Annotated in this window: 4 protein-coding genes; all 4 read left to right on the forward strand. The window is 69.9% G+C overall.

The window, feature by feature from the left end; genetic code table 11:
- The first annotated feature begins 1 nt into the window (after position 1).
- The 4 genes from WMF14_RS18290 (at position 2) to WMF14_RS18305 (ending at position 15,641) form a co-directional block, all read left to right on the forward strand.
- Positions 2-979, forward strand: coding sequence for an alpha-ketoacid dehydrogenase subunit beta (locus tag WMF14_RS18290; RefSeq protein ID WP_437802552.1), 978 nt, complete (start codon positions 2-4; stop codon positions 977-979).
- Positions 980-993: 14 nt separating this feature from the next.
- Positions 994-2,706: a 2-oxo acid dehydrogenase subunit E2 gene (locus tag WMF14_RS18295; RefSeq protein ID WP_437802554.1), complete on the forward strand. Its 1,713-nt coding sequence runs from the start codon at positions 994-996 to the stop codon at positions 2,704-2,706.
- Positions 2,707-2,709: 3 nt separating this feature from the next.
- Positions 2,710-8,229: a type I polyketide synthase gene (locus WMF14_RS18300; RefSeq protein WP_437802556.1), complete on the forward strand. Its 5,520-nt coding sequence runs from the start codon at positions 2,710-2,712 to the stop codon at positions 8,227-8,229.
- A 77-nt stretch (positions 8,230-8,306) separates the two neighbouring features.
- Positions 8,307-15,641, forward strand: a complete 7,335-nt coding sequence (locus WMF14_RS18305; protein ID WP_437804230.1) for an SDR family NAD(P)-dependent oxidoreductase — start codon at positions 8,307-8,309, stop codon at positions 15,639-15,641.
- Positions 15,642-15,654: the final 13 nt, after the last annotated feature.

Raw genomic sequence — 15,654 nt, forward strand, 5'->3', positions numbered from 1 at the left:
GATGACCCTACTCGCATTCGCTGACGCGATTAACCTTGCTCTTCGAGAAGAGCTACACAGAAATCCGCGCGCGATGCTGCTCGGCCAGGACATCGGGCGCAGCGGCGGTGTGTTCCGCGTGACCGCCGATCTGCAGCAGACCTTCGGCGCCGATCGCGTCGTGGACGCGCCCATCTCCGAAGCGGGCATCGTGGGGATGGCCGTTGGATTGTGTCTCTCGGGCTGGCGGCCGGTCTGCGAGCTCCAGTTCGACGCTTTCAGCTATCCGGCGCTGAACCAGATCTTCACCCACGTGAGCAGGTACCGGTGGCGGACGCGGGGCGCCGCGGCGATGCCGATGGTGATCCGCATGCCGTGCGGCGGCGGCGTGAAGGCCCCCGAGCTGCACTCCGACTCGCCGGAGGCCTATTATTGCCACACACCCGGCCTGGTCGTTGTCATGCCCTCGACGCCCGCGGACGCGAAAGGGCTCCTGACCGCGGCGCTCCGCGCGCAGGACCCAGTTGTGTTTCTCGAACCGAAGAAGCTCTATCGCCACGCGCGGGGCGAGGTGCCGGAGACGGAGCACGTCGTCCCGCTCGGGTCGGTGCGCACGGTGCGTGAGGGGAGCGACGTCACGCTGATCGCGTGGGGGGCGATGATCGACGTCGCCGTGCAGGCGGCGGATGTCATCCGCGAGGAGGGAGTCTCGGCGCACATTTGCGACGTGCGTACGCTCTCGCCGCTCGACAGAGCGGGCATCCTGGACGCGGTGAGGGCCAGCGGCCGCGTGGTGATCGTGCAGGAGTCGCCGAGGTCATGCAGCCTGGCCAGCGAGATCGCGGCGCTCGCGGCGGAAGAAGCCCTGTATGACCTGCGCGCGCCAGTGGTGCGCGTGAGCGGGTACGACGCTCCGTACCCTTATTACAGCGTCGAACACTATCACCGCCCTGACTGGGCGCGGGTCGTTGACGCTATCAAGCAAGTGCTCGCGGCGTAGGACAGGTATCTGATATGGGTTTCGTTTACGTATTGCCGGATCTCGGGGAAGGAATCGCCGAAGCAGAGGTCGTGCGCTGGCACGTCGCCGAAGGCGACGACGTGAAGGAGGACGATCCCCTCGTCGAGGTGCTCACCGCCAAGGCGACGGTCGACGCGCCCTCACCGAGGACGGGCAAGGTGCTCAAGGTGGTCGCCCTGACAGGAGAAACCATCCAGGTGGGCGAGCCGCTGGCCGTCATCGGTGAGGCCGGCGAGGACGTCGAGGCCATCCTCCAGGCGAACGCCAAGGCGAGCTCGCGGCGGCCCGCGGGCGGCGCAATCCAGGTCCTGCCCAGCGTCCGCAAGTTGGCCGCGGAGCTCGGCGTCTCGCTCGAGGCCCTACAGCACTCCGGCCCGATCACCGCGGATGTGGTGCGGGCCGCCGCGCGGGGAAATCTCGGCGCCTCTGTGCAGGGAAACCTCGGCGTCGGCGTCCGTGCGCGGCGGCGGCTCCAGGGCGTCGGCCGGGCGGCTGCGCAGAACCTGTCGCGCGCGCAGCTCGTCCCGACGGTGATGGTCGTCGAGGAGGCCCAGCTGGATGCGCTGTTCCGCCTCCAGCAGCTCCTTGATATCGGCTACGTGCCGTTCCTCGTGCAGGCGGCGATCGCGGCGTTCCGCGAGGTGCCCGAGGCGAACGCTCGATTCGACGAAGCCAAACAGGAGCTCGTGATCTACGACCAGGTCGACATGGCTGTCGCCGTGCACCTGGACGAAGGGCTGGCGGTCCCCGTCATGAGCGACTGCGCGGGGCTCTCGCTCCGTGAGCTGGCGGAGAAGATCCGCGACCTCGGAGAGAGGGCGCACGCCAACGCGCTTTCGCCGAGCGAGAGCATGGGAGGCACATTCACCGTCTCATGCCCGGGGGACGCGGGGGTGCTCCTCGCGACGCCGCTGCTCAACGTGCCGCAGGTCGGGCTCCTGGCGCTGCACCGGCTGTCGCGGAGGCCGATCGTCGTCGATGGCCGATTGGCCGTGGGGTGGGCGGCGCACGTCACGTTCACGCACGATCACCGCGCGATCAACGGCATGACTGCCTGCCACTTCCTTCGGCGCGTGGTCGAGCTCTTGTCGAAGCCGCTCCAGGCGCTCGAGGCCGGGATCTTCCGGCCCGGCGATCTCCAATCTCAAGCGAGCCGAGCGCCGCGTCCGGGCGCGTCGGAGCCTTCCGGGGCGCTGGCCGCCGAGCTGGGCGGGCTGCCCGAGCCGCGCCGGCGCGACCACCTCGTCGCGGCGATCGAGGCGCGCCTCCGCAAGCAGCTCAATACCAACTGGACGTTTGATCGCTCCCGGACATGGTCGGATCTCGGCTTGAACTCGTACGGCGCGGTGTCCTTGCGCAGTTCGCTGAGCGACGCGTTGGGGTGCGAGCTGCCGCCGACGCTCTTGTACAGACACGCGACGCCCGTCGCTCTCGCCGAGCACCTCCTCGGATTGCTGCGCCGGCCGGCGGCTCCGGCGACGCTCACGCCGGTGCAGCTCCTCCAGCGGCTCCGGGGGATGCAGGAGCAGCAGGCTCACGCGCTCCTCGTGGAGCTGACCGAGGGGCGAGCTGCGCGGGACGCACAGCCGCGGCAGACGAAGGGCGAGGACCTGATCGGCGAGGCGGGGGGCGCGGCGGCGTCGGACGTGGAAATCGACGCGCAGCTCGATGACATCTTGGGCGCCGATTCTTCGGCGGGGGCATAGGTCGTGAGCGACGAGCAGACAATCCGGCTGCGCCGCGCGATGGCGGCCGTCACGAAGCTCCAGGCGCGAATAGCGCAGCTGGAGGCAGGGGCGCACGGCGCCATCGCGATCGTCTCCATGGCCTGCCGGTTTCCCGGCGGCGTCGACAGCCCGGAGGGGTTCTGGCAGCTCCTGGATGACGGACGGGACGCCATCACCGAGATCCCGCGTTACCGGTGGGACGTCGACGCGGTCTATGACCCGAATCCGGGGACGGTCGGCACCACGTACTGCCGCGTGGGCGGCTTCGTCGGCGAAGTGGACCGGTTCGATCCTGGTTTCTTCGGGATCAGCCCGCGCGAGGCGCTGACGATCGATCCGCGCGAGAGGTTGCTCCTCGAGACAGCGTGGGAAGCGCTCGAGCGGGGAGGGATGACCGCCAAGCGGGTCGCCGGCTCCTCGACAGGCGTCTACGTCGGCATTTTGACCCTGCCGGAGTACCAAATTGACGCTCTCCGTGACAGGGACCGGATTGACCCGTACACGCTCCTCGGCACCACCCACAGCGCGATGGCGGGCCGACTCTCGTATTGGCTCGGCCTGCACGGCCCCAACATGCCGGTCGACACGGCATGCTCGTCCTCCCTCGTGGCCGTGCACCTGGCCGTGCAGGCACTCCGGGCGGGGGAGTGCGACATGGCGCTGGCCGGAGGGGTGAGTCTCCTGCTCGCCCCGGAGGGCTACGTCTATTTCTCTCGCCTGACAGCCCTCTCCAAGACGGGGCGGTGCCATGCGTTCTCCGCCGACGCCGACGGCTACGTGCGGGGCGAAGGCTGCGGGATGGTGGTGCTGAAGCGCCTGGAGGACGCGCAGCGGGACGGTGATCCGATCCTCGCCGTGATCCGGAGCAGCGTCGTCAATCAAGACGGGACGTCAAACGGTTTCACCGCTCCCAGCGGCGTCGCTCAGGAGCAGATGCTGCGCCGGGCGCTGAAGCAGGCGCAGATCGAGCCGGCCACGATCGACGTCGTGGAGTGCCACGGGACGGGGACGATCCTGGGCGATCCGATCGAGGTCGACGCGCTGGCGAGCGTCTATGGAGAGGGGCGCTCGCCGGACCGCCCCCTGCTGCTCACGTCGGTGAAGACGAACATCGGGCACACCGAAGGGGCCGCGGGCATCGCGGGGATGATCAAAGCGGTGCTCGCGCTGCAGCATCGCCGCGTGCCGCCGTCGTTGCACTTCAACGACCGTCCGAACCCGAACATCGCTTGGGATCGCTCTCCGGTGAAGGTGGCGACCACCGCGATACCGTGGGAACAGAGGGAGCACCCGCGGCGCATCGGTGTGTCCTCGTTCGGGTTCTCGGGGACGAACGCGCACATCATTCTGGAAGGGGCGCCTGAGGTCACGCCGAGCGCGGCGCCGCCGAAGCTGAGATTGCCACGGGTCCCGCTGGTGTTGTCGGGTCACACGGAGGAGGCGCTGCGGGGCAACGCGGAGCGCCTGGCGGCGTGGCTGGACGACCACGACAGCTCGCTCCTGGATATCGCGTATAGCCTCGCGGCGACGCGAACCGCCTTCCGGGAGCGCGTCGCGGTCTCGGTGGCGGACGCACCGTCGGCCAAGGAGGCGCTCCGCGCCTTGGCGCGAGGGGATCTGCCGTCCGACGCGATCCGCGCGACGGCGCGCCGAGACCGGGCCGTCTTCATCTTCCCCGGCCAAGGGAGCCAGTACCCGGGCATGTGCCGGACGTTGCTGGACGAGCCGGTGTTTCGTGAGGCGCTGGCCGCGTGCGACGCCGCGATACGTCAGCACGCAGGCTTCTCGGTGCTGGAGCTGCTGGAGCAAGACGACGATGCGCAGCGGAGCGCGCTGGAGAAGGTGGCCATCGTCCAACCGGTCTTGTTTGCCGTCGCCGTCGCGCTCGCGCGGTTGTGGCAGTCCTGCGGCGTAGAGCCGGCCGCCGTCGTCGGGCACAGCCAGGGAGAGGTCGCCGCGGCCGTCGTGGCCGGCGCGCTGTCGCTGGAGGAGGGCGCGCGCGTCGTCAGCGTTCGGAGCCGCCTCTTGAGCCGGCTGGACGGCAGCGGGGCGATGGTCAGCGTTGGCCTCCCGATGAAGGAGGTGGAAGCCCTCCTGGCCACACACGAAGGGCTGTCGGTGGCCGTCGTGAATACGAGCGAGTCGACCGTCGTCGCGGGCGATCGTTCCCGGTTGGAGGCGCTGCTGGTCGAGCTGGAGCATCGAAGCGTCTTCTGCCGCCGCATCGCGGTGGACTATGCGTCGCACTCGCCGCAGATGGGCCCGATCCTGGGAGCTATCCGTGAGGGGCTCGCCGATCTCGCGCCCCGCGAGGCGAGCACGCCGTTCTACTCGACTGTGCTCGGCAAGCAGGCGATCGGCACCGAGCTGGGTGGCGGATACTGGGCGGACAACCTGCGTATGCCCGTGCGGATGGACCTGGCGCTCGAAGCGCTCGGGCAGCGCGACGCCGCCGTGCTCCTGGAGGTGAGCGCTCATCCTCTCCTCGCCGCCCCGCTCGGGCTTGCGGGGCACGAGGCCGTTGTCGGTTCGCTCCACCGCGACGCGGACGCCGCCTCGCGCTTTCGAACGGCCGCCGCACAGCTCCATGTGCACGGCGTCGAGGTCGATTGGGAGAAGGTCTACGCGGCTGCGGGCGCGAGGCGGACGGCCGTGCCGACCTATGCGTTCCAGCGCGACCGCTACTGGTTGGAGAAGCCGAAGGAGCGACGGCCGCAGCGCGGAGGGCACCCGCTGCTCGGGGAGCGCATCGAGCTCTCGACGCCGAAGAAGATCGCGGTATGGGAGAGCGCCATCGGCCTCGAGGCGTTGCCGTACCTCAAGGATCATCGGGTCGAAGACGCGATCATCTTCCCAGGCGCGGGCTTTGTGGAGATGGCCCTCGCGGCGGCGAAAGAGCTCTTCGGTGGAAGAGCTCACGTGGTGGAGGATCTCTCGCTCGACGTCGCGCTCGTTCTCCTGGAGGAGGCGAAGGTCGTTCAGCTCGCCTGCGTGGAAGACGAACCGGGGTCGATGGGCTTTCAGATCTCGAGCTGGGAGGACGCGAGCTCGTCGTGGGTGCGGCACGCGCGGGGGAAACTGCGGCTCGGCGAGCCGGAGAAGGTCGCACCGGAGCCGCCTCGCGAGGTGCGCGCGCGCTGCCGCACGGCCGTGAGCGGCGGCGACTACTACGGGGCGCTCTCGGAGCGAGGCCTCGTTTACGGGCCGTCGTTTCAACGGATCGCACGCCTCTGGGTCGGAGAGAAGGAGGCGCTCGGCGAGATGCAGCTCGCGGGCGACGGGACCTCGGGGGCGAGGCGCTACATCGTCCCTCCCGACTTCCTCGACGGCTGCTTTCAGGTGTTGATGGCCGCGTCGGGGTCGTCGACGGCGGGGCCGATGGTCCCGGTAGGCGTGAAGTCCGTGCGGGTTCGGGGGCCGCTCGAGGGCAACGTATGGAGCCACGTTTGGCTCCGAGAGATCGACGAGGCGAAGGGCAGCTTCACGGGCGACGTGTCTCTGCTGGACGAGTCCGGAGGCGTGCTGGTCGACGTGCAGGGGCTGCGCGTCCAGCGGCTCGAGCGCGGCGCGGTCGCGGGCGAGGAGATCCGCCGCCTTGAGCACCGCTTTCATCCGGCGCCGTTGCCGGAGCGCGAGCGCACGGCCTCGGGCAGGTCGGGCCGGGTCGTGATCCTCGCGGACGAGGGCGGCGTCGGGGATGCTCTCGCGAACGCGCTGCGGGCGGAGGGGGTATCGGCCACGTCCGTACGCGCTTCGGAGATCCCCCTGGAGGGCTCACGGGTCTTCGAGGATCTGTTCGGCTCCTCGCCGTGTCGAGACATCGTGCACCTCTGGAGCCTCGACGGCCCGCCGCCCGATGAGATCACCGTCGCCTCGCTGGCGCGCGTCGGGCAGCGCGACTGCGGAGCCCTGCTCCACGCCGTACAGGCGCTCTCGCGCCTCTCCTTGCGAGACGCGCCGCGGCTCTGGATCGTCACGCGCGGCGTGCACCAGGTTGGGGCGCCATCGACCCCGAGCTCGCCCGGCCCCGCGCTGCTGTGGGGGCTCGGTCGAACGATCGCGGCCGAGCACCCGGAGCTCTCCTGCACGCGGCTCGATCTGGCGCCGCGACCGCTCCCGGACGAGGTGAACGAGCTCGCGAGACATCTGCTCGTCGACGATCGCGAGGACGAGATCGCGCTTCGTCAAGAGGGCCGCTTCGTCGCGCGCGTGGGGCCCGCGGCGAAGCTTCGGTCCGCGGGGACGTCGTTTGGCCCGACGAGAATCGCCCAGGGCGCGACGTACCTCGTCGTCGGTGGGCTCGGCGGCCTCGGATTGTCGCTGGCCGCGTGGTTGGTGTCCGAGGGGGCGCGCAACCTGGTGCTGACGAGTCGGCGCGGAGCGCACACCACGGAGCAGATCGAGGCGGTCGCGCGAATGACGGCCTCCGGGGCCCAGGTGGTCGTCGAGGCGGCGGACGTCTCGGTGCGCTCCGACGTCGAGCGCGTGCTGGAGCGAATCGCGAAGGAGCTGCCGCCGCTGCGCGGCGTCGTGCACGCGGCCGGCGTGCTCGACGACTCCCTCCTGGAGCGGCAGACGGCCGAGCGACTGGCGAAGGTGACCGCGCCCAAGGTGGCGGGCGCGTGGCACCTGCACGAGCTCACGCGCGATCAACCGCTCGATTTCTTCGTCCTCTACGCCTCGGCGTCGGGGCTCCTCGGCGCCGCGGGACAGGCCAATTACGCCGCGGCCAACGCATTCCTCGACGCGTTGGCTCATCATCGGCGCGCCCTCGGCCTCCCCGCGTTGAGCCTCGACTGGGGAGCGTTCTCCGAGGTCGGTTTGGCGGCGGCGCAGGACAACCGAGGCGCGCGGCTGGCGACCATGGGAATGCGAAGTATGACGCCCGAGGAGGGCATCGCCGTCCTCGCCGAGGAGCTGGGCGGCGACCGCGTGCAGCTCGGCGTCATACCGCTCGACTTGCGGCAGTGGGTCGAGTGCCATCCGCACGTCGCCGCCTCGTCCCTGTTCTCCGAGCTGGTCCAAGCGGCCGGCCAGCTCCGGGGATTGAGCAAGACGGCCAAGTCGATGCAGCAGGCGCTGAGCAAGGCGTCCGCCTCGGAGCGCCGCGCGCTGGTCGAGCGCTTCCTTCGAGAACAGGTGGGGACTGTCCTCCGGATGGATGCGTCCAGGGTCGACCCGACGGCGCCTTTCCGGGGCATGGGGCTCGATTCCCTCATGGGATTGGAGCTGCGCAATCGGCTCGAGACCGGTCTCGGTCTGAAGCTCGCGGCCACGTTGATCTGGACATACTCCAACGTGACCGCTCTGGCGGAGCACCTCTCGGGTCGGCTCGCGGCGGAGACGAGCGGGGACCCACGCGTCGAGACGAACGTTCCGGTCGACGTGCTCGTACACCCGGCGGCTCCGATGAGCGTCGCGCCCATCTTGAGCCTCTCGCACGAGGAGAAGAACGCCCTCCTCGAAAAAACGCTGTCGGCGATCGAGGAATATCTCAAATGACCCAGGGCACAGGGACTGGACTCTCGCAGCTCGATCGAGCGCAGATCGCGCTCATGAAGGCGCAGCATGGGCTGGAGATGCTCGACCGGATCCGGTCGGAGCCGATCGCCATCGTGGGCATGGCCTGCCGGTATCCAGGAGGGGTCAACACGCTCTCTTCCTACTGGGATCTCCTGAGCCGGCGCGTCGACGCGATCAGCGAGACGCGCGCGCGCTGGCCCGACGCGGCGGCGGGCGCGGCGCCGGAGGTCCGCTGGGCGGGACTCCTCGATTCGGTCGACGCCTTCGACGCGGAGCTCTTCCACATCGCGCCGCGCGAGGCCGTGAAGCTCGACCCGCAGCAGCGCCTGCTCCTCGAGCTGACCTGGGAAGCGCTCGAGGATGCAGGCTACGCCCCGGACGGGCTCGTCGGTGCGCCCGCGGGAGTCTTCGTCGGCATTTCGAGCGCCGACTACGCCCAGCTCCTCACCGCCGCGCCGCCGGCCGACGTGGACGCTTACAACGGGACGGGCAACTCCAGCAGCTTCGCAGCCGGGCGCGTGTCGTATGTCTTCGGCTTCCAAGGACCGTCGGTGGCGATCGACACCGTCTGCTCGTCGTCGCTCGTCGCCACGCACCTGGCCTGTCAGAGCTTGCGAACGCAAGAGTGCGATCTGGCGCTGGCGGCCGGCGTGAACCTCATTCTCTCGCCGCGTTCGATGGACATTCTGGTGCCGCTGAAGGCGCTCTCTCCCGACGGGCGCTGCAAGACCTTCGACGCGCGCGCGAATGGCTTCGTCCGCGGTGAGGGGTGCGGCGTGCTCGTGCTCAAGCGCCTCTCGGACGCGCTGCGGGATGGAGATTGCATCTGGGGTTTGATTCGAGGGTCGGCCGTCAACCAAGACGGCAGCTCGACCGCGCTCACTGCGCCGAACATGCTCGCGCAGCAGCAGCTGCTCAGGCGGGCGCTCGCCCAGGCGAAGCTGTCCCCGTCCGACATCGGCTACATCGAGGCACATGGCACCGGCACGTCGCTCGGCGACCCCATCGAGGTAGAGGCCCTCAGCAGCGTGTTCGGCGCCGCCCGCGCGGATGGATCGAGCTGCGCGCTCGGCTCGGTGAAGACGAACATCGGACACCTCGAGGCGGCCGCCGGAGTCGCCGGGTTGATGAAGAGCGTCCTCGCGCTTCATCACGAGTGTATCCCCGCCCATCTGCACCTGCGCGCGCTCAATCCGCGGATGTCGCTCGAGGGGACCCCCTTCGTGATTCCGACGAGCGAGCTCGCCTGGCCGCGCGGCGCGAAGCCGCGTCGGGCGGGCGTGAGCTCGTTCGGCATGAGCGGGACCAACGCTCACGTCGTGCTTGAGGAGGCACCTTCGCGGCCGGCGTCGGCGAAGCCGGATGTCGAGCGGCCGGTCCACGTGATCCCGGTGAGCGCGAACACCGCCGAGGCGCTCCGCGCGCTGGCCGGAAAGTACGCGCAAAAGCTCGCCGAGACCGAGGACCGGCTGGAAGACATCGCGCACACCGCCGGCGCTGGGCGGAGCCGGCTCCCGGAGCGACTGGCGGTGGTCGCCCGGACGAAGCAGCAAGCCCAGGAGAGGCTCGAGGCGTTCGCGCGAGGAGAGACGGCGGCCGAGTGCGCGCGCGGTCGGGCCGACCGGTCCAAGCCGGCCAAGATCGGCTTTTTCTTCGCCGATGGAGGTGCGCATTACGCGGGAATGGGCCGGTCGCTCTACGAAAGAGAGCCCGTGTTCCGGCAGGCGCTCGATCGCTGCGACGCGGAGATGAAGCGGATCGCGGGCCGGAGCCTGCTCGGGGTGATGCTCGGCGAAGGCGCGAGCGGCGGCGCGCCCGACGGAGCCGAGGATGCGCTGCCGGCGCTCTTCGCGCTTCAGTTCGCGCTCTGCGAGCTGTGGCGGTCGTGGGGCGCCATGCCTGACGCGGTCATGGGCCACGGCGCTGGCGAGTACGCGGCGGCGTGCGCGGCGGACGTGCTCACGATGGAAGAGGGATTGCAGCTCCTCATCGAGCGGAGCCGGTCGCCGCAGGCGGAGCCGACCTCGGGGCCTTCCGACAAGGCGGCGCAGGCGACGTTCAAGGCGCCATCGATCCTCTTCCTACCTCACGAGGCCGGGCTCACGGCGAGGCTGGAGCCGGCGCGGGCAGAGTCCTGGCGCCGCGCCGTGGGAGAGGCCATCGCCGCCGAGCGAGGCGTGGAGGTGCTGCGCGCCAAGGGGATCGACGTGTTTCTGGAGGTCGGGCCGCATCCAGCGCGGTTCGGCGCGGAGGCGGCGCGGATCGAGGACGCGGCGGAGTGCGCGTGGCTGCCGTCGCTGTGCCAGGGGCGAGGCGAGTGGGAGACGATGCTGAGCAGCCTGGGCGAGCTGTTTGTGCGTGGCGCGGGCGTCGATTGGAAACGATTCGACGCGCCGTATGCCCGCCGGCGCGTGCGGTTGCCGACCTATACATTTCAGAGGACGCGCTACTGGTTCGAAAGCAAGTCGAGGCCGCAAAGCCGCCGCGGCCAGGAAACGGGGCACGAGCTGCTCGGCGAGCAGGTCGCTCTGGGCGGAGAAGGCGCGTTGTTCGAAAACCGGCTCAGCCCGCGTGACGATCACTACCTCGCCGACCATCGCGTGCTCGGCAAGGTGGTGGTCCCCGCGGCTGGTCTCCTGGAGATGATGTCGGCCGCCGGGGCGAAGGTCACGGGAGCCAAGGTGCGGGTCAATGACCTGCTCGTCCTTGCGCCGCTGGTGCTGGATGATCAGGCGGGGCGAGACGCGCAGGTGGTCGTCGCGGAGCCGGTCGAGGGCCGGCGAAGCGTGAAGATCTACAGCAGGAAGGCGAGCGGCGACGGCGCGTGGACGCTGCACGTCTCGGGCGTGCTCTCGGAGCTCGGCGGCGCAGGCGCGGCGCCGGTGGACCTCGCCGGGTTGCGGGCGCGGTGCGCCGAACCGCAGGACGTGGACGCGGCGTACGCGGCGTTCGAGCGGCAGGGGCTGGGGCTCGGCGAGTCGTTTCGTGGGATGGAAGCGCTGTGGGCCGCGCCCGGCGAGATGCTCGCGCGCGTGCGGCTACCGACGCGGTGCGCGAAGCAGGCGCCGGAGTACGGAATCCATCCGGTTCTCCTCGACACCGCGCTGCAGGTACTGGCGTCGATCGTGATGCGGGGAGCCGCCGAGGATCGGCTGTATCTGCCGTTCGGGGCGGCGGGGTACGCGCAGCGGACCGACGCGGCGGAGCGCGGCTGGGTGCACGCGCGCTTGACGAGCGACCCGCGCCGCGAGGTCGTGACGGGAGACGTGCAGATCCTCGACGACGAGGGGAGCGTGGTGGCCGAGGTCGCCGGGCTCCAGTGCAAACAAGCGCCGTCACACGCCCTGCAACGGGCGTCCACGAGCACAACGGAGCAGGCGATTTACAGGCTTGAATGGGTGGAGTCTGCGCCGCAGGTGGAGGTCCCGCCGGTGCGGGGCCGGTGGTTGATCCTGGCGGATCACGAAGAGCCCGCGGAGCCGCTCGTGCGTGAGCTGTGCGCGAGGGGAGGGGATGGTCGATTCGCGACCTGGCCGGAGGCGAAGCGCGAGCTCGAGGCGGGAGGCGCGTTCGAAGGGGTCGTACGGATCTGGGAGCGCGCGAACGGGGAAGGCTCTCCGGCGGATCGCGCCGAGAGTCGCGCCGTGGGCGCTTTGGAGCTGACGCAAGCGCTGGTGCGAAGCGGGCGGGTGAAGCGGCTCCTGTGCGTCACGCAGGGCGCGCAACCGGTGGCGCCGGGGGACGCCGTGGACATGGCGTCGTCGGCGCTGTGGGGATTGGGGCGCGCGGTCTTTCAGGAGCATCCAGAGCTGTCGTGCCGCCTGATCGATGTGGACGAGCTCGCCGGAGGGCTGTGGCGCGAGGTCGTGAGCGGCGACGCGGAGAACCAGGTGGCGCTGCGCAGTGGCAAGCGCTGGGTCGCTCGGCTGGTGAAGGCGCCGCGCGAGCCCGACACATTCTCGCCGGAGACGCCCAATTGCCGGCTGGAGAGCTCGAAGCGAGGTTTGCTCGAGAGTCTGCGATGGGCACCGACCTCGAGGCGAGCGCCGGGCCCGGGTGAAGTGGAGATCGAAGTCCGAGCCGCCGGGCTCAACTTCCGGGACGTGCTCAATGCGCTTGGAATGTACCCGGGCGACGCGGGCCTCCTGGGCGGCGACTGCGCGGGCGTGGTGGCGGCCGTGGGCGAGGGCGTGCAGCATGTCGCCGTGGGGGACGCGGTGATGGGCTTGGTCCCGGGTTCTTTCGGCCGCTACGTCATGGTGGACGCGCGCCAGGTGATCCGGCGCCCGCCCGAGTGGACGTGGGAGCAGGCGGCGTCGATACCCACCGTGTTCTTGACCGCGTGGTACGCGCTCCGCGAGCTCGCGGACCTGAGAGCGGGCGAGCGTATCCTCGTGCACGCGGCTGCGGGAGGGGTGGGGATGGCGGCCGTGCAGCTCGCGCGGTGGATGGGAGCGGAGGTCCTGGCGACCGCGAGCGCGTCGAAGCACGAGGTGCTGCGGGCGATGGGCGTCGAGACGATCGCGGACTCCCGGTCGCTGGATTACGCCGAAGCGTGGAGCCGGACGAAGCGGCCCGGCGGCGTCGACGTGGTGTTGAACGCGCTCGCCGGTGATCATGTGGACAAAAGCCTCTCGTTGCTCTCACCGGGCGGGCGTTTCCTGGAAATGGGCAAGACCGACGTGCGGAGCGTGTCGGACGTTGCGTCGAAGCATCCGGGTGTGCTCTACCGCGCGTTCGATCTGCTCGAGGCCGGGCCGGCGCGGATCCAGGAGATGTTGACCCAGATCCTGGCCGGGTTCGCCGGCGGTCGGCTGCGTCCGCTCCCCGTGACGAGCTTCGAAATGAGGCAGGCGCAGGCGGCCTTTCGCTTCATGGCGCAGGCCCGCCACGTGGGAAAGATCGTGCTTCGGGCGCCCGGCCTGGAGACAAAGCGGCCCGACGCGACGGCGCTGATCACCGGCGGACTGGGCGGGCTCGGGCTGCTCGTGGCGCGCTGGTTGATTGAGAAACAGGGGATCGCGCATCTCGTCTTGGTGGGGCGCAAGGCTCCCTCACCCGCGCAGCTCGCCAAGGTCGAAGAGCTGCGTGCGCTGGGCGCGCGCGTGACGGTGGCGCAGGCGGACGTCGCGGACCGCGCGCAGGTCGAAGCGCTGATGTCGTCGCTCGGACGGGAGTCGCTGCGGGGCGTGATCCACGCAGCGGGTGTTCTTGAAGACGGGATCTTGATGCAGCAAAACGGACGACGCTTCGCGCAGGTCTTCACGCCGAAGGCGCAGGGCGCGTGGAATCTGCATGAAGCGACGCGGGGCCTCTCGCTCGATTTTTTCGTGCTGTTCTCGTCCGCGGCGGCGATGCTCGGCTCCGCCGGGCAGAGCAATTACGCCGCGGCCAACAGCTTTCTGGACGGCCTCGCGCACCACCGCCGAACCCAAGGACTGTGCGGTCTCAGCTTGAACTGGGGGGCCTGGCTCGGGGCGGGGATGGCGGCGTCGCTCGGCCAGCCGGATCGCGTGCGTTTGGCGCGTCTCGGCGTCGGGTCACATACCCCGGCGGAGGGCCTCGCCTTGCTGGAGGACGCGTGGCTTCGAAGCGACCCCCAGCTCGGCCTCTTCAAGCTGGATCTGCCCGTGTCGGCGCAAGCCGCCGCGGCCGACGAGGTGCCGCCGTTGTGGCGCTCGCTGATCGTCCAGACCGGGGCGCCGCCGCGCCGCGTGGCACCTTCCTCTTCGGCATCGTCGCCGATCGCGCGATTGGCTTCGCTCTCACCCGCCGAGCAAAGGTCGGAGATCGAGTCCACGCTGCGCCAGGAGGTGGCCAAGGTTCTGTCGTTGCCCACGTCGAGCGCGGTGCCGCTCGCGACCCCGCTGAAAGAGCTCGGTCTGGATTCGCTCATGGCGGTCGAGCTGCGCAACATGCTCACGGCTCACATCGGCCAGACCTTGCCGGTGACCCTCGCGTTCGACTTTCCGACGGTCAAGCAGATGACTGACTACCTGCTGACAGAGCACCTCGCGAAGCCGAGCGAGCACCCGGCGCCCGTCGACGCGCCGGCTGCCCTCGCCAAGATCCCCGCGCGCCGCGGCATCCCGGTGGGATCGGACGAGCCCATCGCCATCGTCGGCATGGCGTGCCGGTTCCCCGGCAGCGACAATCCGCGAGCGTTCTGGGAAGCGCTGATCGCCGGCCGCGACTGCACGTCGGAGATCCCGAGCTCGCGTTGGGATGTTGCCCGTTACTACGACGCTCGACCGGGGACGCCCGGAAAGATGATTTCCCGGCGCGGAGGTTTTCTTTCCAAGGTCACCGGGTTCGACGCGGACTTCTTCGGGATCGCGGGGATCGAAGCCGAGGTGATGGACCCTCAGCAACGCTTTCTCTTGACCGTCGCATGGGAGGCCATGGAGTCCGCGCGCCTGTCGCCGCAGCGCCTGGCCGGCAGCAAAACGGGCGTCTTCGCCGGCCTCTGCAATTTCGATTACGCGCGCCTCCTGTTCACGCACGCGCTCTCCGTCAGCCCGTACGCGGGAACCGGTGGATCTCTCGCCATTGCCGCCAATCGACTCTCGTACTTCTTCGACCTGCGCGGCCCGAGCCTGACGGTCGATACGGCGTGCTCCTCGTCGCTCGTGGCGGCCCACCTCGCGTGTCAAAGCTTGCGCACGGGGGAGTCGGATCTCGCGCTCGTGGGGGGCGCCAACCTCATCCTCGCGCCGGAGGTCAGCATCGCCCTCTCGCAGGCCGGAATGCTGGCGCCGGACGGGCGCTGCAAGGCCTTTGATGCTGCGGCGGACGGGTTCGCGCGCGGCGAGGGCTGCGCGGTGGTGGTGCTCAAACGTCTGTCGGACGCGCTCCGCGACCATGACCGCATCGTCGCCACGTTGGTCGGCTCGGCCGTGAACCAGGACGGGCGCAGCAACGGTTTGACCGCGCCGAACGGCCCGGCGCAGCAGGCGGTGGTGGAGCAGGCGCTCGAGGACGCCGGCGTGACACCTTCGGACGTCGGATTCGTGGAGGCGCACGGCAGCGGCACGCCGCTCGGAGATCCCATCGAGTTCAACGCGCTGCGGAAGGTCCTCGATCGACGTCGAACCCCGGATTCCCGGTGCTGGATCGGATCGGTGAAGACGAACATCGGGCACCTCGAGGGCGCGGCCGGGATCGCGGGGTTGATGAAGGCGGCGCTGGCGGTCCACCACGGCACGATCCCGCCGCATCTCCACGTGCGGACGCTCAACCCGCACCTCGATTCGGCCGACGGGCGGTTCGCTGTTCCCACGGCGTGTGAGCCGTGGCCGGCGTCAGGGGTGCGGCGGATCGCGGGCGTCAGCTCGTTCGGATTCGGCGGCACCAACGCGCACGTCCTCGTCGCCCAGCACGGTAACCCCTAGGGACGCGGAGGGA

Source organism: Sorangium sp. So ce693 (genome assembly GCF_051521375.1).
Taxonomy (GTDB): domain Bacteria; phylum Myxococcota_A; class Polyangia; order Polyangiales; family Polyangiaceae; genus Sorangium; species Sorangium atrum.

What these genes read in the sequence shown, in the direction of transcription:
- WMF14_RS18295 (WP_437802554.1), top strand. Translation starts at nt 994, where the DNA reads ATGGGTTTCGTTTACGTATTGCCGGATCTCGGGGAAGGAATCGCCGAA.
- WMF14_RS18290 (WP_437802552.1), top strand. Translation starts at nt 2, where the DNA reads ATGACCCTACTCGCATTCGCTGACGCGATTAACCTTGCTCTTCGAGAA.
- WMF14_RS18305 (WP_437804230.1), top strand. Translation starts at nt 8,307, where the DNA reads ATGCTCGACCGGATCCGGTCGGAGCCGATCGCCATCGTGGGCATGGCC.